Here is a 21,465-nt window from a genome sequence, read left to right on the forward strand (position 1 = left end):
GGGGGGGTGGGGGCCCCGAAGTCACCACCACGTCGAGTCGAGTCGTCCCTCGATCGCCCTGATGTTGGCGCGGGCGCAGGCGTCGCAGAAGTAGTGGCGTGCGCCGTTCTCCACGGAGCAGGTCCAGGTCGGCGGGGCGCCCTTGGCGGAGGTGCCGCAGCGGGCGCACAGCGTCGCTTCGGCGTCCGGCCTCTGGGCAGTGTCATGATTCTGCCGGTCCACCGTGTGACGATATCGCCGTTTCGCGTGGATCCGGGCGTGCAACGCACCGCGGGGGCCGGTCCGTTCGGACCGGCCCCCGTGGGGTGGATCGTCTGTGCGGCTTCCTTCACAGGCTCTGGTGGGCCGCCCTGTCTCGGCCCGTTCCAGTTGCCTAGTGCATGACCGCTATGGCCAGCGCACGGCGGGCACGCATCGACGCGCGCTCCGCGCGGCGCCGCGCCCGCCGGGCCGCGGCAAGACGGGCTGCCGGGCGCTCGGCCTCGGCCTCCCGCAGCCGCTCGTGCATATGCGCACGGGCCAGGGCTTCTGGGATGAGTTGCATCTCTCGGGTCCTGTTCTGACGCGAGTCGATCGCGCCGGTGGTGGTGAAGTCTGGGATCGCGGAGCCAACGGGCTCGGTGGTGGATGTCATCGGGACCTGCTTCTTGGGGTCGTGCGTGAGGGGGCGATCGATCGTTCCGGCGAGTTTCATGCGACGACCGGGTTCTTGCGCGGGCGGCCACGCGGCCGCTTCCGGGCGACGACTACGCCCTGGACGAAGAGTTCGCCGCCCCAGACACCCCACGGCTCACGCCGCTCCTTGGCACCGGCGAGGCATGCCTCGACCAGCGGGCAGGTACGGCAGAGGGACTTGGCGTACTCGACATCGGCCGGCGACTCGGCGAAGAAGACCTCCGGGTCGTTGGAACGGCAGGGGACGGGTACGCCGAGGTTCTCGATGGCGTCGTCGAGCGCGGTGAGCGCGGTGAGCGGGGTCAAGGTGGAGTCCTCCGTGAGGCCGGGCGGGGTGATCGTGTCCGAGGGCGGTACTGACGGGGCGTGCGCTTCGAGTTGCACGGGGTGTCTTCCTCGTCTGGTCGTTCCGGCCGGTTGGCCGGTGGCGGTCTCTCCAGTGGTGACCGGAGAGGCTGGTACCGGGTGGTGCCTGTTCCCGAGGCCCCTTCACTTCGTCCTCCCGTGTTCGGGGAAAACAAAAGGGCCGCGGATCCCGGGTGGGGTTCCGCGGCCCTGAAGGCGCCGGCCTGATCGAGAATCAGGCTGGATCACTCCAGGGTTCGAGCCCACGGAAGGCCCACATCGAGTGGTGCTGCGTCTTGCTGCTGGATCCGGCACCGGTTGCCGCAAAGGCATATGCCTGCGCCTTGGTTGCTGCTACTGCTTCCGGTGCCTGGGTCGGTCGCTCATTGCGCTCACGAATCGGCAGACCCGCGAGGGCCAGGTTGGACACGGGGCGGACGGCGGCGACGCCGGACACACCGGTGCCCTGGTTCGAGAGGCCGAGCAGGCACGAGGCGACGACCGAGCGATCGGTCATTTTCGTGGTGCTGATGGAGCGGGTCTTGATGCTGATCACTGGAATCGCCTCCTCTCGGCGTCTCGGGGACTGGTGAACCAGTCCGACGGCTTTCAAGTACAACACGGAACCAGGGCTTCGGAGAAGCCGCTGTTCCCGTGCTTAAGAACCTATGGGGACTACTGGGGCATGCGCAAACTATTTTTTCGACGAGTTTGCATCAGTGCTCCTCGTCGACTCCTTCAGGGTCGCCACCTGCGCAGATGGCCAGAACTGCGGCGCCGAACCGGCCGACCTTGCGCGCCCCGACCCCGGAGATCCGCGCCAGATCGCCGATGTCGTCGGGTGCGGTCTCGGCGATCGCGATGAGGGTCTTGTCGGTGAAGACGCAGTAGGCGGGTTGGCCGAGTTCGGCCGCCTGGATCCGGCGCCAGTCGCGGAGGCGTTCGTAGATGCCTTCGTCCATGTCCGACGGGCAGTCCTCGCACCGCATGAGCTTCATCTCACCGGCTTCGGTCAGGGTGCGTCCGCACACCCGGCAGCGCGCGGGCGTGCGGGCTGCGCGGCGGGCCGTCGGGGTGCCGGGCCGGCCGGTGCCCCGCTCGATGCCGCCCGCTCCGGTCTGGCCGCCGCGTGCGGCGCCGGGTGCGCCGGTGGAGCCGGGGCGCAGTCCGTCGAGGAAGCGGCTCGGTCGGCGGTTGGGGCGGCCTCCTGGGGAGCGGGACAGGGCCCAGGAGACGGAGAGGTGTTGGCGTGCGCGGGTGACTCCGACGTAGAGGAGGCGGCGTTCTTCCTCGATCTGTTCGTCGGTCCTGGCGTAGGTGATCGGCATCATGCCTTCGGCGACGCCGACGAGGAAGACGGCGTCCCATTCCAGGCCCTTGGCGGCGTGGAGTGAGGCGAGGGTGACGCCGTCGACGGTGGGGGCGTGCTGGGCGGCGGCCCGTTCGTCGAGTTCGGCGACGAGGTCGGTGAGGGTGGCTTCCGGCCGGGCGCGCGCGAAGTCCTCGGCGAGGCGGGCGAGTGCGGCGAGGGATTCCCAGCGTTCGCGGACGGCGCCGGATCCGGCGGGCGGGCGGCTGTTCCAGCCTTTGGTCGAGAGGACGGCCCGGACCTGGGAGGGCAGGTCGACGGCGTCGTCGAGGAGGGCGTCGTTGGCGCCGAAGCGGGCGGCGCCGCGCAGGGCGGCGCCCGCTTCGCGTACTTCGCTGCGTTCGAAGAAGCGTTCGGCGCCGCGTAGCTGGTAGGGGATGCCGGCGTCGGCGAGTGCCTGTTCGTAGGTCGCGGACTGGCTGTTGGTGCGGAAGAGTACGGCGATCTCGCCGGCGGGGGTGCCGGCGGCGATGAGGTCGCGGATGCGGCGGGCGGCGCCTTCGGCTTCGGCGGGTTCGTCGGCGTACCCGGTGTAGATCGGTTCGGGGCCGGCGTCGCGCTGCGAGATCAGTTCGAGGCGGTGGTCGGCCGCGCGGCCGGTGGCTTGGGCGAGGAGGCCGTTGGCGAGGTGGACGACCTGGGGTGAGGAGCGGTAGTCGCGGATGAGTTTGACGACGGTGGCTGCGGGGTGGCGGGTGCGGAAGTCCAGGAGGTGGTCGGGGGTGGCTCCGGTGAAGGAGTAGATGGTCTGGCTGGCGTCGCCGACGACGCAGAGGTTGTCGCGTTCGCCGAGCCAGAGTTCGAGGAGGCGTTGCTGGAGGGGGCTGACGTCCTGGTATTCGTCGACGACGAAGTGTTGGTACTGGCTGCGGACTTGTTCGGCGATGTCGTGACGGTCCTGGAGGATGGCCACGGTGAGCAGGAGGACGTCTTCGAAGTCGATGACGGAGCGTTCGCGTTTGAGGTCTTCGTAGGTGCGGTAGAGCTGGGCGATCTCGGCGGGGTCGCGGGGGATGTCGCGGCCCGACTTGTGGGCGGCGGCGGGGTAGTCGGCGGGGACGGTCTGGGTGACCTTGGACCATTCGATCTCGGCGGTGACGTCGCGCAGTTCGTTGCGGTCGAGGCGGATGCGGCAGGCCGCCGCGGCGTCGGCGACGAGTTGGATCTTGCGGTCGACGATGCGGGGCAGGCCGCCGCCGACGGCTTTGGGCCAGAAGTACTGGAGCTGGCGCAGGGCGGCGGAGTGGAAGGTGCGGGCCTGGACTCCGGAGACGCCGAGCTGGCGCAGTCGGCCCCGCATCTCGCCGGCGGCGCGGTTGGTGAAGGTGACAGCCAGGACGCTGCTCGGCTGGAGGGCTCCGGCGTGCACGCCGTAGGCGATGCGGTGGGTGATCGCTCGGGTCTTGCCGGTCCCTGCGCCGGCCAGTACGCACACCGGTCCGCGCAGCGAGGTCGCGACCTCGCGCTGCTCCGGGTCGAGCCCGTCGAGCACCGCGTCGGCGCCCTGCGGCGGGGCCGGGAACTGGCCGGGGCCGGGGTCCTGCGGGAAGAGGGTGGAGTGCGTTGCTGATGTCACCCCGCCATGCTGCCAGGTCGCCGGAGACGCGTGAGCCGGGTTGTCCACAGGGGGGTGCATGTAGTCGTACTAATGCGGGAGGTGCGTGCTGACGCGGGAGGTGCGGGGTGTGCGGGGGCGGGGTACCCCCTCCGCGTACGGGAATGGCGGCCCGGTCGCGTACGTTCGAGTGAGGGCGGGCAGGCATCCGAGGCCCGTTCGCAGAGGGACGAAGGAGACCGAGAGACATGCCGGGCACTGTGACGATGTACAGCACGACGTGGTGTGGTTACTGCCGTCGGCTGAAGGGTCAGATGGACCGCGAGGGCATCGGCTACGAAGAGATCAACATCGAGCAGGACCCGGACTCGGCGGCGTTCGTGGAGAAGGCGAACGGCGGCAACCAGACGGTGCCGACCGTGCTGTTCCCGGACGGTTCGACGCTGACGAATCCTTCGTTGGCGCAGGTCAAGCAGAAGCTCGGCGCCTGACCGCGCCCAGGTGCACGCGTCCGCTCGCTTGCTCCGGGTTGGGGACTGTCAGAGGGCGGTCCCCGGCTTGGGCAGGGGCTTGCCGTACCAGAGTTCGATCAGTCGGGCCGCGATGGAGATGCCGTAGGGAGGCAGGACCTCGCCGGTGTCGAAGGCGGTCCGCAGGTCTTCGCGGGAGAACCAGCGCGCCTCGGAGATCTCCTCACCGTCGACGTTGATCTCGGACGTGGTGGCGCGTGCCATGAAGCCGAGCATGAGGCTCGACGGGAACGGCCAGGGCTGGCTGGCGATGTATTCGACCTCGCCGACCGTGACTCCGGCCTCTTCCTGGACCTCGCGGCGCACCGACTGCTCGATGGACTCTCCGGGCTCGACGAAGCCGGCGAGCGTGGAGAAGCGGCCTTCGGGCCAGTGCACCTGGCGACCAAGCAGCGCGCGGTCCTCGTCGTCCGTGACGAGCATGATCACGGCGGGGTCGGTACGGGGGTAGTGCTCGGCGCCGCAGGCCGGGCAGCGGCGGATGTGTCCTGCGGCGGCGATGACGGTGCGCTCGCCGCAGCGGGAGCAGAAGCGGTGCAGGCGCTGCCAGTTCTCCAGGGCGACGGCGTGCACCATGAGGCCGGCGTCGCGCGGGGACAGCAGCAGGCCCGCTTCCCGGAGCCCCGCCGCGCGTGCGGACTGGTCGATGCGGCCGGGCAGGACGTCCTTCTGGAGGGCGAAGTAGCTGACGCCGTCGTCGTCCGTGCCGAGGAAGTAGCGGTGCGCCTCGGTGAGGGGGGCTTCGAACGACGGTGTGCTGACGAGTTCCGTGGTGCCGTCGGGTGTCTCGTCGATGAGTACCTGGCCGCCGGAGACGACGAAGACCCGGGTGGTCGGGTGGCTCCACGCGGCGGCCAGCCATGCCTCGTCGAGGCGGTGGTGTGCGGCGCGGTCGATGCCGCTCGGGGCGGCCAGTGAGAGTGGTCGGTCGGCGTAGTGGTCGGTCCTGGTGGTCACGGGTGCTTCCAACTCCCCCGGTGGAACGGATATTTCGTCGGGCGGTTCAGGAGGACGTTCGGCTGGACTCGTCGGCGCCCGGTGGATCTTGGGTGGGTGGGGACGGTTGGTGCGGGGATCATGGCGGGGGCTGTCCGGCGCCGTGCCCGGTTCCGTCGTGCCCGGTTCCGGTGGCTTCCGGGGTTGGGGCGGCTTCCGGGTTCCCGGTGGTACGTGGCGTCCTGGTGGCGTGCTCCTCGCGCGCGGTGTCCCTGTCGCCCCAGGTCTCCGCGAGGTCGCCCCAGAGGTAGGCCGTGGTTTCGACGCCTTTGAACAGCAGGTCGAGTTCGACCTTCTCGTCGGGCGCGTGCCAGCCGTCGGACGGTACCGAGATGCCGAGGAACAGTACGGGCGCCGCGAGGACGTCCTGAAGGTCGGCTGCGGGTCCCGAGCCGCCTTCGCGCGTGTAGCGGATGTCCTGGCCGAAGGCGCGGCTCATCGCGCGGGCGACGGACCGCAGGGCGGGGTGGTCCAGCGGTGTCAGGCAGGGGCGGGTCGCGGCGCCGAAGGTGATCGTGTGGCGGATGCCTTCCGGGAGCTGATCGGCCACCCACGCGCGTACCGCGTTCTCGATCCGGTCGGGGTCCTGTCCCACGACCAGTCGGAACGAGAGCTTCAGCATGGCCGACGCGGGGATGATCGTCTTGCCGCCGGGGCCTTGGTAGCCGCCGCCGATGCCGTTGACCTCGGCGGTCGGGCGGGCCCAGACGCGCTCCAGGGTGGTGTGGCCTGCCTCGCCGTAGGCCGCGTGGGACTTCGCCGTACGCAGCCACTCGGCCTCGTCGAAGGGCAGTTCGGCGAAGAGTTCTCGCTCGCGGTCGGTCAGTTCGACGATGCCGTCGTAGAAGCCGGGGACGGCCACGCGTGCGTGCTCGTCGTGGAGCGCGGCGACGAGTCGGGCGGCGGCGGTCGCCGGGTTGGGCACGGCGCCGCCGAAGGAGCCGGAGTGGATGTCCTGGTCGGGCCCGTACAGCTCGATCTCGCAGTCCGCGAGGCCGCGCATGCCGGTGCAGACGGTGGGCGTCTGCGCCGACCACATGCCGGTGTCCGAGACGATCACGGCGTCCGTGGCGAGTCGGTCCGCGCGGGCTTCGACGAGGGCGCGGAAGTGCGGTGAACCGGACTCCTCCTCGCCTTCGACGAGCAGTTTGAGGTGGATCGCGGGGGTGCTGCGTCCGGTGGCGGCGAGGTGGGCGCGCAGGCCGAGGGTGTGGAAGAAGACCTGCCCCTTGTCGTCGGCGGCCCCGCGCGCGTAGAGCCTGTTGTCGCGGACGACCGGTTCGAAGGGGTCGCTGTGCCAGCCGTCCTCGCGTGTCGCGGGCTGTACGTCGTGGTGTCCGTAGACCAGGACGGTCGGGGCGTGCGGGTCGTCGGACGGCCATTCGGCGAAGACGGCCGGTGCGCCGGGGGTGTCCCAGATCTCGACGGTCGGGAAGCCGGTGTCCTTGAGTGACGCGGCGAGCCAGTCGGCGCTGCGTCGCACGTCCGCCGCGTGTTCCGGCTGCGCCGACACGGACGGGATGCGCAGCCAGTCGCCGAGGTCGGCGAGGAAGGCTGCGCGGTGGTTCTCGATGTACGTACGGACGGCGCTGACGGCACTGTCAACGGGCTTGCTCATGGTCACGAGCCTATCGGCCCACGGGGGTGTACTCGTCCGGCGGTTCTTCGGGAGACGTGTCGCGCGCGTCACTCCGGTCACCGTCCGCGGTCGCCTCGCCGAGCAGGATCCGCTCCAGTTCGGCCCGCCCCGGCAGCGTCTTCGGGCGTACGGTCTCGCCGCTGCGTACGTACAGGAACGCCGTCCTGACCGACTCCGGCGAAATGCCGTGCCGCTCGGCCCAGGCCAGCCGGTAGACGGCGAGCTGGAGCACGTCCGCCGCGCGCGTGCGGCTGGTCTTCCAGTCGAGGATCTCGTACGTGGCGTCGTCGCCGTCGCCGTTCTTGTAGACGGCGTCGATGCGGCCCCGTACGACGCGGCCGGCGAGGGTGAGCTGGAAGGGGACCTCTACGCGGTGGGGGGTGCGGTGGGCGTACGGGGTGCGTTCGAAGGCGTCCTTGAGTGTTTCCAGGTCGCGTGCGTCGGCGATCTCGGCCTCGCTGCCGGGGAGGTCGTCGGGTTCGAGCATCGGCAGCCGCAGCTCTTCGAAGCGGGACTCCACCCAGGCGTGGAAACGGGTGCCCTGTCGTGCGGCGGGCTGCGGGGGGCGTGGCATGGGGCGGGCGAGTTCCCGCGCGAAGGCGTCGGGGTCGGCGGCGAGGTGCATCACCTGCGATGCCGTGAGCGTCGGCGGCAGCGGGACGTCGGTGACGCCTTCGCGGGCGCGCAGCAGTTCCCCGGTGAGGGCGTCGAGGTCGCGGTCCCAGGAGGCGAGGGTGCGGGTTTCTTCGGGGGTGAGGGAGGGGTCGCCTGCGCGTGGGGCGGCCGATTGTGTGGGTACGCGCGCGGGGTGGTTTTCGGCCCTCCCGCGCGCGTGTTCTTCGGTGGAGGCGTGGGTGGGGTGCGGGAGTGCGGGGCGCTCGTGCGTCCACGAGTCCCAGTCCGCGTCCGCGTCCTCGTCGGATCCGGCATCCGGGAAGCCGTCGTATGTCGCGACGTCGTCCTGCGGCGGCGGATCGTCGTCGGGCGGGAATACGGCGTCCTCGGGCGGGAGGATGTCGTCGTCCGTCAGCCGCGCCAGGTGGGTCAGGACCGTCTCCGCCGCCGCCCGTCGCCGTGCGAGTGCCTGGTCGTCCAGTGGGAGGGGCCAGGCGTGTTCGGTGGCTTCGCTCAGGGCCGGGTTCCGGTCCTCCTCGTCGGGTTCGTCGGCCCATGCCTCGATCTCGCCGTGTCCGGCGGCGCAGTGGTCGTACAGCGCGCGTAGAAAGTCCGAGGGGCCGCGGCGCTTCTTCTGCGAGGGGCCCCACCAGTGGCCGGAGCCGAGGAGCAGGGACCTCGGGCGGGTGAAGGTGACGTAGCCGAGGCGGAGCTCCTCGGTGTGCTGGTGGTGCTTCATGTCCTCGTGGAACATTTTCAGGCCGCGCGCGTCCCAGGCGATCACGTCGGGCAGGGTCGCCGTGTCACCGCGCAGGGCGTGTGGGAGGACCTTGCCCTGCGCGGTCCACTTCTCGCGGCCCTGGGTGCTGGGGAAGGTGCCGGTGACCAGGCCGGGGACGGCGACGACGTCCCATTCGAGGCCCTTGGACTTGTGGGCGGTGAGGACCTTGACGGTGTTCTCGCCGCCGGGCAGGGCGTTGTCGAGGCCCTTCTCGTACTGGGCGGCGGTGCGCAGGAAGGCGAGGAACGCGAGCAGGCTGGTCTCGTTCTCGGTGGCGGCGAAGGAGGCCGCGGTGTCGAGGAAGTTGGACAGGGTTTCGCGGCGGCGGGCGGCCAGCGCGTGCGGGGACGCGGAGAGTTCGACTTCCAGGCCGGTGACGGTGAGGACGCGGTGCAGGACGTCCATCAGCGGGTCGGACAGGGAGCGGCGCAGATCGCGCAGTTCGGCGGCGAGGCGCGCGAAGCGGATCCGGGCGTCCGCCGAGAACGGCAGTCCGTCGTCCTCGACCTGCGCGTCGAAGGGCTGTTCGAGGAAGGTGTCGAGGGCGTCGGCGAGGGAGATGACCTCGGCGGGGTCTACGCCTTCGACGGCTGCGGCGAGGCGTCGGTCGGCGTCGTCATCGCCCACGCGCGCGTGGCGTACGAGCAGCCGGGCGCGGCGGCCCAGGAGGGCGAGGTCGCGGGGGCCGATGCGCCAGCGGGGGCCGGTGAGGAGGCGGACCAGGGACGCGTTGGCGCCGGGGTCCTGGAGCACTTCGCAGACGGCGACGAGGTCGGCGACCTCGGGCAGGTGCAGCAGACCGGAGAGGCCGACGACCTCGACGGGGATGTCGCGTGCGACGAGGGCGCCCTGGATGCCGGCGAAGTCGGTGGCCGTGCGGCACAGGACGGCGATCTCGCCGGGTGGGGTGCCGGTGCGCACGAGGTGGGCGATGGATCCGGCGATCCAGTCGATCTCTTCGGCGTGGGTGCGCAGCAGCGCGCAGCGCACGGTGCCGTCGCGCTCGGCTCCGGGTGCGGGCCGCAGGGCGTGCACGCCCGCGTGGCGCGCGCGCAGGGGCTCGGCGAGGGTGTTGGCGAGGTCGAGGAGGCGTCCGCCGCTGCGGCGGTTCTCGCTGAGGGAGTGGCGGGCAGCGGGGCGGCCGTCGGCGTGTGCGAAGTGGTCGGGGAAGTCGTCGAGGTTGGCCACGGAGGCGCCGCGCCAGCCGTAGATGGCCTGGCAAGGGTCGCCGACGGCGGTCACGGGGTGCCCGGTGCCGCTGCCGAAGAGGCCCGCCAGGAGGACGCGTTGGGCGACGGAGGTGTCCTGGTACTCGTCGAGGAGGACGACGCGGAATTCGTCGCGCAGGATGCCGCCGACCTCGGGTCGGGTGCGGGCCAGCGTCGCGGACAGCGCGATCTGGTCGCCGAAGTCGATGAGGTCCCTCGCGCGCTTGGCGGTGCGGTAGCGGCCGACCAGTTCGGTCAGCTCGCGGCGGGCGGCGGCGGCGTCCGGGACCTTGCGCAGGTCCGCGTTGGAGAGCTTCACTCCGTCGAGTGTGTGCAGTAGTTCACGGTCGTACGCGAGCAGTTCGCCGGGGTCCACGAGGTGTTCGGCGAGTTCGGCGTCGAGGGTGAGGAGGTCGCTGACGAGGTCCGGGAAGGAGCGGGTCAGCGCCGGGTAGGGCCCGGGGGCCTCGCGCAGTACGCGTGCGGCGAGTTGGAAGCGGGTCGCGTCGGCGAGGAGGCGGGAGGTCGGCTCCAGGCCGATGCGCAGTCCGTGGTCGGTCAGGAGGCGTCCCGCGAACGCGTGGTACGTGGAGATGACCGGTTCGCCCGGCGGGTGGTCGGGGTCGAAGGCGTCCGGGTCGGTGACGCCCGCCTTGACGAGGGCCTTGCGGACCCGCTCGGCGAGTTCACCGGCGGCCTTGTTGGTGAACGTGAGTCCGAGCACCTGCTCGGGCGCGACCTGTCCGGTGCCGACGAGCCAGACGACGCGGGCCGCCATCACCGTCGTCTTTCCTGATCCCGCTCCGGCCACGATGACCTGCGGGGCGGGGGGTGCGGTGATGCAGGCCGTCTGCTCCGGGGTGAAGGGGATGCCGAGGAGTTGCTTGAGCTGTTCGGGGTCGGTGATGCGGGCGTTCACATCGGAGAGGCTAACGGCGGCCACTGACAGTCAGGTCCGGGACGGCGGCGGGACACCGGCGCGGGACCGGTACGGGGCAGTGCGCGACGGGTACGCGACCGGTGCGGGAACCGGTCACTCCACGACGTGCTCCCCCTCGGGGCGCGCGCTGCACGAGGCCCGGAACGCGCAGTGCGTGCACTGCGGGCCCGTCGTCGGCGAGAACCGTTCGTCGAGCACCTTGCCCGCCGCGGTCGCGAGCAGGTCGCCGGCCCATTCACCGCTCAGCGCCTCCTGTGCCTGCACCTTGGGGAAGGCGTCGCCGCCGTCGCGTTGGGCGGCGCCCCGGCGCAGCTGGACGAGTTCGGCGCCGCCCGCCTCGGGTCGTTCCCCGTCGAAGGCGTCGTCCACGGCGCCCTCACGGACGGCGAGCTGGTAGACGGCGAGTTGGGGATGGTGGGCGACCTCGTCGGCGCTGGGGGCCTGTTTGCCGGTCTTGAAGTCGACGACATAGGCGCGGCCTTCGGCGTCCCGCTCGACGCGGTCCATGGAGCCGCGGATGCGTACCTCGAAGGAGCCCGCTTCGAGGGTCACGTCGAAGTCGTGCTCGCTGGCGACGGGCGTGCGTCCCGCGCGGTCCATGACGTGCCACTGGAGGAAGCGTTCGAGCGCTACGCGCGCGTGCTGCTTTTCCTGCGCCGACTTCCAGGGCGCGTCAAAGGCGAGCGCGTCCCACACGGAGTCGAGTCGTTCCATGAGGACGTCGAGATCGGCGGGGGTGCGTCCGGAGGCGACCTCGTCGGCGAGGACATGGACGACGTTGCCGAAGCCCTGCGCGGCGGTCGCGGGGGCGTCGGCCTTCACCTCGCGTCCCAGGAACCATTGCAGGGCGCAGGTGTTGGCGAGCTGGTCCAGTGCGCTGCCGGAGAGCACCAGGGGCTGGTCGCGATCGCGCAGGGGCACCTTGCTGTCGGTGGGCTCGTACATGCCCCACCAGCGGTACGGGTGCGCCGATGGGACCAGGGGGCGTCCGTCGCCGTCGTCGAGGGCGGCGAGCCGTGCCAGGCGGTGGGCGGCGGCCTCCCTGAGCGCGTCGGACGTGCGGGGGTCGACGGTGGTGGCGCGCAGTTCCGCGACGAGTGCGGAGACCGACAGGGGGCGGCGCGGCCTGCCTGTTATGTCCCGGGGTTCGACGCCGAGTTCGGTGAGGAAGCGGGACGGTTGGTCGCCGTCGTCGGCGGGGGCCTTGACCGCGGTGACGACGAGTCGCTCCCTCGCGCGCGTGGCGGCCACGTAGAACAGGCGGCGCTCCTCGGTCAGGAGCGCTCCGGGGGTGAGGGGGGCGGCCAGGCCGTCGTGTCCGATGCGGTCGGCTTCGAGGAGGGATCCGCGGCGGCGCAGATCGGGCCACAGGCCCTCCTGTACACCCGCGACGACGACGAGCCGCCACTCCAGCCCCTTGGACCGGTGTGCGGTCATCAGACGTACGGCGTCGGGGCGTACCGCCCTGCGGGTGAGGGTGTCGGCGGCGATGTCCTCGGCGTCGATCTCGGCCAGGAAGTTGAGGGCGCCGCGCCCGCCCGTGCGTTCCTCCGCGCGCGAGGCGGTCGCGAACAGCGCGCACACGGCGTCGAGGTCGCGGTCGGCGTTGCGTCCGGCGGCGCCGCCCCTGCGGGCGGCGCGTTCCAGGCGCTGGGGCCAGGGGGTGCCGTCCCACAGGTCCCAGAGGGCCTCTTCCGCGGTGCCGCCGCCGGTGAGGCGTTCACGGGCCTTGCGCAGGAGCGCGCCGAGGCGTTGCGCCCCGCGCGCGTAGGACGGGTCGTGCGCGACGAGGCGTTCCGGTTCGGTGAGCGCCCGCGCGAGGAGTTCGTCGGACGGCGGTGGTACGGCGTTGCCGGCGGCGCGTTCCTCCTCGCGCAGGGCGCGTCCGAGGCGGCGCAGGTCGGCGGCGTCCATGCCGGCGAGCGGTGAGGCGAGCAGGGTGAGCGCGGTCTCGGTGTCGAGCCGCCACCCCTCCGGGTCGACCTCGTCCTGGGACGGGGATCCGCCCTGGGGCTCGTCATCGGCGTCCTGAGGCTCGTGCCGAGTCCCGTCTTCGGCGTCCCGGGCCTCGGCATCGGCGTCCTGGGGCTCGTCCCGGGTCCCGTCGTCGGCATCCGGGGCCTCGTTTTCGGCGGTGTGGGCCTCGTCCCGGGCTTCGTCGGAGGGAACGGGAGCACGCGCGTGGGAGGCCGCTTCCGCGACCGCCTTGAGCGCCGTCAGGAGCGGGGCAACGGCCGGTTCATGGCGCAGCGGCAGATCGTCGCCGTCGATGTCGAGCGGCACGCCCGCGGCGGTCAGGGCGCGGCGTACCGAGGGGATGGTGCGGGAGCCGGCGCGGACCAGGACGGCCATGTCGCGCCAGGGGACGCCGTCCTCCAAGTGGGCGCGGCGCAGGATGTCGGCGATGTTGTCGAGTTCGGTGCCGGGCGTCGGATACGTGTACACCTCGACGCGCCCGCCGTCCCGTACCGGGGCGAGGTCGCGGTGGGCGCGGACCCGGTCGGCGGGCAGGCGGGTGAGCGGCATGCGCTGGGTGACGAGCCGGGTGGTGGCGAGCAGGGCGGCGCCCGAGCGGCGGGACGTGCGGAGCACCTCCACGCGCGCGGGGGTGCCGTCCGCGCGTGGGAAGGCGGTCGGGAAGTCGAGGATGCCGTTCACGTCGGCGCCCCGGAACGCGTAGATCGACTGGTCGGGGTCACCGAACGCGACCAGGGTGCGCCCGCCGCCCGCGAGCGCGTCGAGGAGCCGTACCTGCGCGGCGTCCGTGTCCTGGTACTCGTCGACGAACACGGCGTCGTACCGTGCGGTCGGCCCGCTCGCCACCTCGGGCCTGCGGGCGAGGAGGACGGCGCGGTGCACCAGTTCCGCGTAGTCGATGACGCCTTGCAGGTCGAGGACGTCGAGGTAGTCCGCGAGGAAGGCGGCTGCCGCGCCCCAGTCCGGCCGGCCGGTGCGGGCGGCGAAGGCCCGCAGCGACTCGGGCGCCAGGCCCAGTTCCCGGCTGCGGGCCAGCACGGCGCGGACCTCGTCGGCGAAGCCGCGGGTCGTCAGGCACGCGCGCAGTTCGTCGGGCCAGCGCACGTGCCGCAGGCCGTCCCGTTCGAGGTCGATCTGTCCGGCGAGGAGTTCCCGTACGGCGACGTCCTGTTCGGGTCCCGACAGCAGCCTAAGGGGCTCCACGAAGAGGTCGACGTCCTGGTGGGCGCGTACCAGGGCGTAGCAGTAGGAGTGGAAGGTGGTGGCCTGCGGGGCGCGGGCGGCGCCGATGCGTAGGGCCATGCGGTCGCGCAGTTCCACGGCGGCCTTGCGGCTGAACGTCAGCACCAGCATGCGTCCGGGGTCGTCGCCGCGCTCCACGCGCGCGGCGACGGCTTCGACCAGGGTCGTGGTTTTGCCTGTGCCGGGACCGGCCAGGACCAGGAGCGGTCCGCCGGTGTGGTCAACCACCGCGCGCTGGGCTGCGTCCAGACGAGGGGGATCCACCGGGACCGGCGGCGTACGCACCAGCCGGTACGCGCCGGGGGTCCCCTGTCGTACCCGGGGGTGCGACAGGCGCCTGGTGGAAGAAGAGGGGCTCACGTGGTTCGCCGGTCCTGGTGGGTGTGCTGGTTGACGGGCAGCCGTGCGCAAGGGGCGGTGGCTGCGGGGTGACGGGGACGAGTGCGGTCGACGCTACGCCTGCGGGCGTCGTGGAAACGCAGCTTCCGGCTGTTCCCGCCCGCCTCGGGCGACTCACACGCCCCTCACCTCACGAACGTCTCCACCGGTCCCGAAGTGCCCCCGCTCCCCCGTACGGGCCATCCGCACCCCGTACAGCGGCGGGATGGCGGAAGCCTGCGGGTGTGCGCCCGACCGCTTCACTGCTCAGCTCGTTCCTCCCCGTCCCAGCGCGCCCGTTTCATATCGAGGCGCGGCAAGTGTCCCTGGGACGAGCGGCTCGCGTCGCGCAGGGGCGTGCCCTCCGCGCGGTAGTGGTCCAGGGCGCGCAGTTCGTGGCCGGGCAGCAGCACGCCGTCGGAGCGCACCACGCGCCACCACGGCACGGCGCCGCCGTACAGGGCCATCACCCGGCCGACCTGGCGCGGTCCGCCTTCCTCCAGCCATTCGGCGACATCGCCGTAGGTCATCACGCGCCCCGGCGGGATCAGCTCGGCGACCTCCATGACCCGCTCCGCGTACTCCGGCAGTTCGTCCGCCGGGCTCTCCTCGCTCATCCGCCCTATCCTGCCCCACGCCACCGACAGCGTCCCGGGACCCGGAGCGGGCCGGGGGTCGGGCGAGGTGAATGCCGCGTGGACGCGTGTGCGGAATACGGGCGGGCGGCGCGTGGGGAGTGCCTGGACGTGGCGTGTGAGGGACACTGTGCGCCCCCGCATCGCACCCTGATGCCTTCCTGTGTCGGTGGGGCATGCCACCATCGTGCGGGCGGTGACTGGTGATACGTGAACATGAAGACGCGACGGAGCAGCAGGGAGTGCACCCCGAAGAGGCGGGCACATCCGGCTCTGTGTCGCGCCCTGACACCGGAGATCACGCCCTGAAGGCGCACGAAGAGCATGAGGACACCGGCGCGGCGGGTATCCCCGTGCCGGACCCACTCGCGTCGCACGTTGCGGTGACGGGAGCGGGCGCGAATGCGTCGTCCGGACCGGCCGTCCCGGATCATGTGGTGCACGACCCCGAGGGCCCCGGTGATCCCGACGATCCCGGCTCACCGGGCGGCGGCCCTGCCTCGGGCGGGGCCGACGATCCCGACGGTGAACCGCATGTCGACGAGGTCGAGGGCGACGAACCGCTGCTGCCCGCGCGCGTGCACCGTCCGTCCGATCTCATGCGGCTGCTCGTCGGAGCCCTGGCGATCGCGGTGCTCCTCTCCATCGCCGCCTTCGCGCACGGTACGACCACGGGTCTCGAACAGGACATCAACAAAGGCACCGGTCAGGCACCGGACCTGCTGATCAAGTTCGCGGGTCTGGCGTCGAGCATCGCGGTGCTCCTGGTGCCGGTCGCCTTTGCGATCGAGCGGCTCATCAAACGCGACGGGCTGCGGATCGCCGACGGTGTCCTGGCGGCCGTCCTCGCGCACGGGGTGACCCTCGCCACGGATCTGTGGGTCGCCAAGAGCGCGCCGGACTCCATCCAGGACGCTCTCACCCAGCCGTCCCCCGGTGACATCCACGCGCTCACCGATCCGGTGCACGGCTATCTCGCGCCCGTGATCGCGTACATGACCGCCGTGGGCATGTCCCGCAGGCCCCGCTGGCGTGTGGTGCTGTGGGTGGTGCTGCTGCTCGACGCGTTCGCGATGCTGGTCACCGGCTACACGACACCGTTCTCGATCATCCTGACGGTGCTGATCGGCTGGACGGTCGCCTACGGAACGCTTTACGCGGTCGGCTCGCCGAATGTGCGCCCCACCGGACAGACGCTCCTGGCGGGGCTGCGGCACGTGGGATTCCATCCCGTGAGCGCCGCGCGCGAGGAGGCCCTTTCGGACAGCACGGACAACGGCGACCGGGGCAGGCGCTACTTCGTCACGCTGGAGGACGGTCCACCCCTGGACATCACGGTCGTCGACCGTGAACAACAGGCACAGGGGTTCTTCTACCGCGTGTGGCGCCGTCTGACGCTGCGCGGCATCACCCAGCGCCGCAGCCTCCAGTCGCTGCGCCAGGCCCTGGAGCAGGAGGCGCTGCTCGCGTACGCGGCCATCGCGGCGGGGGCGAACGCGCCCAAGCTGATCGCGACCTCCGAACTGGGCCCCGACGCGGTCATGCTCGTCTACGAGCACACCGGCGGACGCTCCCTCGACTCGCTGCCCGACGAGGAGATCACCGACGGGCTGATGCACGACACCTGGCGGCAGGTGCAGGCGCTCCAGTCGCGCCGGATCGCGCACCGCAGGCTCGCCGGCGACGCGATCCTGGTGGACCGTTCCGGCACGGTGATCCTCACCGATCTGCGCGGCGGCGAGATCGCGGCGGGCGATCTGGTGCTGCGCATGGACATCGCCCAGTTGCTGACGACCCTCGGACTGCGGGTCGGCGCCGAACGGTCGGTCGCCTCCGCGGTCGCCGTCCTCGGTCCGGACGCCGTCGCCGACTGTCTGCCGCTGCTCCAGCCGATCGCGCTGACGCGCACCACGCGCGGGACGCTGCGCAGGCTGGCCCGTGAGCGGTCGCAGCGCGAGCGGGACGCCGTGCTGGAAGCGTCCCGTCAGGCCAAGCAGGACCGCCTGAACGAGTCGGCCACCGAAGAGCCTCAGACGGCCAAGAGGGCCGAGCGCGCCGAGAAGCAGGCCGAGAAGGCCGAGAGACAGGCCGAGAAACGGGCCATAGACGACGCTTTGGAAGGCGCCCGCGAGGAGGACCTGCTCACCCAGATCCGGCACCAGGTGCTACGGATCCGCCCCCAGGCGCCCGTCGAACCGGCCCGCCTGGAACGCATCAGGCCACGCACCCTGATCAGCTTCATCGCGGGCGCGATCGGCGGGTACTTCCTGCTGACCCAGCTGACCCACATCGAGTTCGGGACGCTGTTCAAGGAGGCCCAGTGGGGCTGGGTCGCCGCGGCGGTGCTGTTCTCCGCGCTCAGCTACTTCGCCGCCGCGATGAGCCTGCTCGGCTTCGTGCCGGAGCGGGTGCCGTTCCTGCGCGCGGTGGCGGCCCAGGTCGCCGGCTCCTTCGTGAAGATCGTGGCCCCCGCCGCGGTCGGCGGTGTGGCCCTCAACACACGCTTCCTGCAACGCGCGGGCGTACGGCCGGGCCTGGCGGTGGCCAGTGTCGGCGCCTCGCAGTTGTTCGGCCTGGGCTGTCACATCGTGCTGCTGCTGTCGTTCGGCTATCTGACGGGGACCGAGAAGACGCCGTCCCTGTCGCCGTCCCGGACCGTCATCGCGGGCCTGCTGACCGTCGCGGTCCTGGTCCTGGTGATGACGTCGATCCCGTTCCTGCGCAAATTCGTCGTCACGCGCGTGAGGTCCCTGTTCGCGGGGGTCGTGCCGCGCATGCTGGACGTGTTGCAGCGCCCGCAGAAGTTGCTCACCGGCATCGGCGGGATGCTGCTGCTCACCGCCTGCTTCGTGATGTGTCTCGACGCGTCGGTGCGCGCCTTCGGCAACGAGACGACGTCGCTGAGCCTCGCCGGCGTCGCCGTCGTGTTCCTCGCGGGCAACGCGCTCGGTTCGGCCGCGCCGACGCCCGGTGGCGTGGGTGCCGTCGAGGCGACGCTGACGGTCGGTCTGATCGCGATCGGGCTGCCGAAGGAGGTCGCGGCTCCCGCCGTGCTGCTGTACCGACTGCTGACGCTGTGGCTGCCGGTACTGCCCGGGTGGCTGTTCTTCAATCACCTCACGCGCAAGGGCGCCCTCTGACGGCAGGGTGCCCGTCCACGCGCGCGTGGCCGTAACCGGTGCCCACGCCGTAACCGGTGCTCACGCGCGCGTAGGAACACGTTTCGCGGGTCACCCGCACGGCCCCTGTCCCGAGCGCCCCGCGTGCGGCGACCGCAGGATGGGTGCATGCCGAAGCCGACGTCACTGCGTGCCTCTGCCCTGGCCGCCACCGCTGTCCTGCTGTCCGCCTCAGCCGCCGCGTGCGGCAGCAGCGACCCGAAGAGCGAGGACCTCTCGGCACAGAAGCTGAACTGGAAGGAGTGCCCGGCGCCGTCCGAGGCCGAGGGCGGCGGCTCGGCACCGTCGCCGCTGCCCGGCGGCGGCGAATGGCAGTGCGCCACGATGAAGGCCCCTCTCGACTGGGCCAACCCCCAGGGCGACACGATCGACATCGCGCTGATCCGCGCCGTGACGAGCGGACCGCAGAACCGGCGTATCGGCTCCCTGGTCTTCAACTTCGGCGGCCCCGGCGGCTCGGGAGTGATCACCCTGCCGGCCTTCGGCGGGGACTACGCCGCCCTGCGCACCCGCTACGACCTGGTGAGCTTCGATCCACGCGGAGTGGGCCGCAGCGCGGGCGTGAAGTGCGAGAACGACGAACAGCTCGACCGGTTCTTCCAACAGGACGCCACCCCGGACGACGCCGCCGAGCAGCAGACCCTCGTCAACAACACCAAGGCGTTCAACGCCGCGTGCGACAAGAACTCCGGCAAGGTCATCCCGCATGTCGCGACGACCGACGCGGCCCGCGACATGGACCTGATGCGCCAAGTGCTCGGCGACGACAAGCTGTACTACTTCGGCATCTCGTACGGCACCGAACTGGGCGGTGTCTACGCGCACTTGTTCCCGAAGAACGTGGGCCGTGCCGTGTTCGACGGGGTGGTCGACCCGACGCAGGACCCGGAGCAGGGTTCCCTGGGCCAGGCCAGGGGCTTCCAGCTCGCCCTCGACAACTACGCCAAGAACTGCACGTCTCAGGTCGAGGAGTGCCCTGTCGGCACCTCCGAGCAGGACGTCAAGAACCGGATCGCGAGGCTCCTCAAGGACCTGGACAAGAAGCCGCTGCCGGGGCTCTTCCCCAGGGAGCTGACACAGACGGCCGCCACCAACGGCATCGCGCAGTCCCTGTACTCGAAGGATTTCTGGGAGTACCTCACCGAGGGCCTGCAGCAGGCGTACGAGGGCGACGGCAAGATCCTGATGATGCTGTCCGACTCGATGAACGGCCGCAACGAGAGCGGGCAGTACAGCAACATCCAGGCGGCGAATGTCTCCATCAACTGCGCCGACCAGAAGCCCCGGTACACCCCGCAGGACGTCGAGTCGAAGCTGCCCGAGTTCCGTGCCGCGTCACCGCTGTTCGGGGACTATCTCGCCTGGGGCATGCTCAGTTGCACGGACTGGGCGGTGCCCGGTGCCGCCGACCACCCGGACGTGAGCGCGCCCGGGGCCCCGCCGATCCTGGTCGTCGGCAACACCGGTGACCCTGCGACTCCGTACGAGGGCGCCCGCAAGATGGTGGACGCGCTGGGCGACGGCGTCGGGGTCGAGCTGACGTACAAGGGGCAGGGGCACGGGGCGTACGACAGCAAGAACAAGTGCGTGCAGGGCACCGTGAACAGCTATCTGCTGGACGGGAAGGTGCCGTCGGCGGGCACGGTCTGCACCTGAGGGGCGGGGCCGCGTCATCGACCGGTTCGGGAGCCGGCTTCCTCGGCTGGTTCGGGACATGCCAAGGGTTATCCACAGGCCCGCTCGGTGGTCCGCCTTGCCTGCCTACTATGGCCGGGACAGATCGCAAAGGGGGGAATGCCATGGCGCGTTATCTACGGTCAGCGGCCCTGTTGACCGCTGCGCTGCTGGTCGCCGGGTGCGGCGGCGGCTCCGGGGACGGGGACGCCAAGCCGTCCGAATCGGGCGACCGCTCGGCGCCGCAGCGGCCGGACCCGTCAGGGTCCAAGGGATCGGACCGCTCCGGCGGGGCCGACACGGCGTCGCTGCCCGCGGCCCTCACCGGGCAGAGGCTCGACTGGGGCCGCTGCAAGGCCACGCAGGACGATCCGGCACCGGGCGGTTCCTGGCAGTGCGCGACGCTCAAGGCGCCCCTGGACTACGCGAAGCCGGACGGCGAGACCATCGGCATAGCCCTGATCCGCCAGCAGGCCAAGAACGGCGGGAAGAACGGCGATGACTCCCGCATAGGCTCCCTCCTCTTCAACTTCGGCGGCCCCGGCGGCTCGGGACTCTCCCTGCTCCCGGCCTTCGCCTCCGAGTACGACAAGCTCCGCGAGCACTACGACCTGGTCAGCTTCGACCCGCGCGGCGTCGCGTCCAGCGAAGGCGTGCGCTGCCGCAGCGACAAGGAGATGCGGGCCGCGGAGTCCGTCGACCTCACCCCCGACACGGCGGCCGAGGAGACGGCGTACTTCAAGGACGCGGCGGACTTCGGCGCGGGCTGCGAGCGCCAGGCGAAGAATCTGCTGTCGCATGTGTCGACCACCGAGACCGCGCGCGACATGGATCTCATGCGCCATGTCCTGGGCGACGACAAGCTGTACTACCTCGGCATCTCGTACGGCACCGAACTCGGCGGTACCTACGCGCACTTGTTCCCGACGCGTGTGGGCCGACTCGTGCTCGACGCCGTCGTGGACCCCACGGCGAACAGCGTGGACCTGGCCAAGAACCAGGCACGGGGCTTCCAGCGGGCCCTGGACAACTACTTCAAGTCGACCGGCCAGGCACCGGAGGAAGGCACCCGCAAGACGGCGGACCTACTGAAGCGCATCGACGCCAAACCCCTACCGACGTCCGGCGGACGTGAGTTGAACCAGACATTGGCCCTCACCGGCATCCTGGTCACGCTCTACGACCAGGGCACCTGGACCCTGCTCACCGACGCGCTGAAGTCAGCCGAGGAAGGCGACGGCACAGCGCTGCTGACCCTGGCGGACGCCTACAACGAGCGGGACGCGTCCGGTCACTACAGCACCCAGAGCCACGCCCAGCGAGCCATATCGTGCCGCGACGCCAAGGGGCGTCCGACGCCCGATGAGGCGAAGCGGGGGTTGGGCGAGTTCCGGAAGATATCGCCGGTGTTCGGGGAGTTCCTCGGCTGGGACACGGCCGGCTGGTGCCACGACTGGCCGGTGCCGGGTCTGCGCGAGACGGCGGAAGTCAGCGCTCCGGGCGCCGATCCGATCCTGGTCGTGGGCAACACCGGTGACCCGGCCACACCGTACGAGGGCGCCCGCAGGATGGCGGACGAGCTGGGCAAGGGCGTCGGCGTGGAGCTGACCTGGAAGGGAGAGGGGCACGGGGCGTATGGCAGCGGAAGCGACTGCGTGGACAGCACGGTGAACGCGTACCTGATCGACGGCAAGGTGCCGCAGGACGGCAAGGTGTGCTCCTGAGCC

General features: G+C 71.3%; 14 protein-coding genes. 4 read left to right on the top strand and 10 right to left on the bottom strand.

The genetic code is table 11. The features are described from left to right. Positions 1 to 21: 21 nt before the first annotated feature. The 5 genes from ACFVT5_RS31380 to ACFVT5_RS31400 all read right to left on the bottom strand — a co-directional run bounded on the left by ACFVT5_RS31380 (position 22) and on the right by ACFVT5_RS31400 (position 3,965). The gene (locus ACFVT5_RS31380; RefSeq protein WP_389894931.1) at positions 22 to 222 is read right to left on the bottom strand and encodes a hypothetical protein; all 201 of its coding nucleotides are present in this window, start codon (positions 220 to 222) and stop codon (positions 22 to 24) included. A 151-nt stretch (positions 223 to 373) separates the two neighbouring features. Further along, positions 374 to 694, bottom strand: coding sequence for a hypothetical protein (locus ACFVT5_RS31385; protein WP_389894933.1), 321 nt, complete (start codon positions 692 to 694; stop codon positions 374 to 376). After that, positions 691 to 1,059, bottom strand: a complete 369-nt coding sequence (locus ACFVT5_RS31390) for a WhiB family transcriptional regulator (RefSeq protein WP_389894935.1) — start codon at positions 1,057 to 1,059, stop codon at positions 691 to 693. Before ACFVT5_RS31390 ends, ACFVT5_RS31385 begins: the two co-directional genes overlap by 4 nt. 196 nt (positions 1,060 to 1,255) lie before the next feature. Then, positions 1,256 to 1,576 (bottom strand): hypothetical protein, encoded by a 321-nt coding sequence (locus ACFVT5_RS31395; protein ID WP_389894937.1) that lies wholly within the window; start codon positions 1,574 to 1,576, stop codon positions 1,256 to 1,258. Between the two features lie 160 nt (positions 1,577 to 1,736). After that, positions 1,737 to 3,965, bottom strand: a complete 2,229-nt coding sequence (locus ACFVT5_RS31400; RefSeq protein WP_389894939.1) for an ATP-dependent DNA helicase UvrD2 — start codon at positions 3,963 to 3,965, stop codon at positions 1,737 to 1,739. A 227-nt stretch (positions 3,966 to 4,192) separates the two neighbouring features. On the opposite strand from ACFVT5_RS31400, the gene ACFVT5_RS31405 reads away from it, so the two are divergent. Then, entirely contained in the window at positions 4,193 to 4,435 is a 243-nt protein-coding gene (locus ACFVT5_RS31405) for a mycoredoxin (protein ID WP_389894941.1), read from the top strand. Between the two features lie 48 nt (positions 4,436 to 4,483). Here the strand turns inward: ACFVT5_RS31405 and nudC are convergent, their stop codons facing one another. The 5 genes from nudC to ACFVT5_RS31430 form a co-directional block, all read right to left on the bottom strand. Further along, on the bottom strand, positions 4,484 to 5,431 hold the full coding sequence (gene nudC, locus ACFVT5_RS31410; protein ID WP_389894943.1) for an NAD(+) diphosphatase: 948 nt from the start codon (positions 5,429 to 5,431) through the stop codon (positions 4,484 to 4,486). Between the two features lie 118 nt (positions 5,432 to 5,549). After that, positions 5,550 to 7,088, bottom strand: coding sequence for a dipeptidase (locus ACFVT5_RS31415; protein WP_389894945.1), 1,539 nt, complete (start codon positions 7,086 to 7,088; stop codon positions 5,550 to 5,552). Positions 7,089 to 7,098: 10 nt separating this feature from the next. Then, positions 7,099 to 10,632 (bottom strand): UvrD-helicase domain-containing protein, encoded by a 3,534-nt coding sequence (locus tag ACFVT5_RS31420; protein ID WP_389894947.1) that lies wholly within the window; start codon positions 10,630 to 10,632, stop codon positions 7,099 to 7,101. 114 nt (positions 10,633 to 10,746) lie between these two features. Then, positions 10,747 to 14,232 (bottom strand): ATP-dependent helicase, encoded by a 3,486-nt coding sequence (locus tag ACFVT5_RS31425; RefSeq protein WP_389894949.1) that lies wholly within the window; start codon positions 14,230 to 14,232, stop codon positions 10,747 to 10,749. Positions 14,233 to 14,510: 278 nt separating this feature from the next. Next, a complete protein-coding gene (locus ACFVT5_RS31430; RefSeq protein WP_389894951.1) occupies positions 14,511 to 14,867 on the bottom strand; it encodes an MGMT family protein in 357 nt (118 codons plus the stop codon). 221 nt (positions 14,868 to 15,088) lie between these two features. On the opposite strand from ACFVT5_RS31430, the gene ACFVT5_RS31435 reads away from it, so the two are divergent. The 3 genes from ACFVT5_RS31435 (at position 15,089) to ACFVT5_RS31445 (ending at position 21,462) form a co-directional block, all read left to right on the top strand. Then, positions 15,089 to 18,025 (top strand): lysylphosphatidylglycerol synthase domain-containing protein, encoded by a 2,937-nt coding sequence (locus ACFVT5_RS31435; protein WP_389894953.1) that lies wholly within the window; start codon positions 15,089 to 15,091, stop codon positions 18,023 to 18,025. A gap of 147 nt (positions 18,026 to 18,172) precedes the next feature. Then, on the top strand, positions 18,173 to 19,720 hold the full coding sequence (locus ACFVT5_RS31440) for an alpha/beta hydrolase (RefSeq protein WP_389894955.1): 1,548 nt from the start codon (positions 18,173 to 18,175) through the stop codon (positions 19,718 to 19,720). Between the two features lie 143 nt (positions 19,721 to 19,863). Beyond that, entirely contained in the window at positions 19,864 to 21,462 is a 1,599-nt protein-coding gene (locus ACFVT5_RS31445; RefSeq protein ID WP_389894957.1) for an alpha/beta hydrolase, read from the top strand. The last annotated feature ends 3 nt before the right edge of the window (positions 21,463 to 21,465 follow it).

Source organism: Streptomyces sp. NPDC058001 (assembly GCF_042886315.1).
In the GTDB taxonomy this organism is placed as follows: domain Bacteria; phylum Actinomycetota; class Actinomycetes; order Streptomycetales; family Streptomycetaceae; genus Streptomyces.

Bases quoted from the DNA above. Each gene is read 5' to 3' on its own strand.
- ACFVT5_RS31430 (WP_389894951.1), bottom strand. From the start codon at position 14,867: ATGAGCGAGGAGAGCCCGGCGGACGAACTGCCGGAGTACGCGGAGCGG.
- ACFVT5_RS31415 (WP_389894945.1), bottom strand. From the start codon at position 7,088: ATGAGCAAGCCCGTTGACAGTGCCGTCAGCGCCGTCCGTACGTACATC.
- ACFVT5_RS31405 (WP_389894941.1), top strand. From the start codon at position 4,193: ATGCCGGGCACTGTGACGATGTACAGCACGACGTGGTGTGGTTACTGC.
- ACFVT5_RS31385 (WP_389894933.1), bottom strand. From the start codon at position 694: ATGAAACTCGCCGGAACGATCGATCGCCCCCTCACGCACGACCCCAAG.
- ACFVT5_RS31440 (WP_389894955.1), top strand. From the start codon at position 18,173: ATGCCGAAGCCGACGTCACTGCGTGCCTCTGCCCTGGCCGCCACCGCT.
- ACFVT5_RS31445 (WP_389894957.1), top strand. From the start codon at position 19,864: ATGGCGCGTTATCTACGGTCAGCGGCCCTGTTGACCGCTGCGCTGCTG.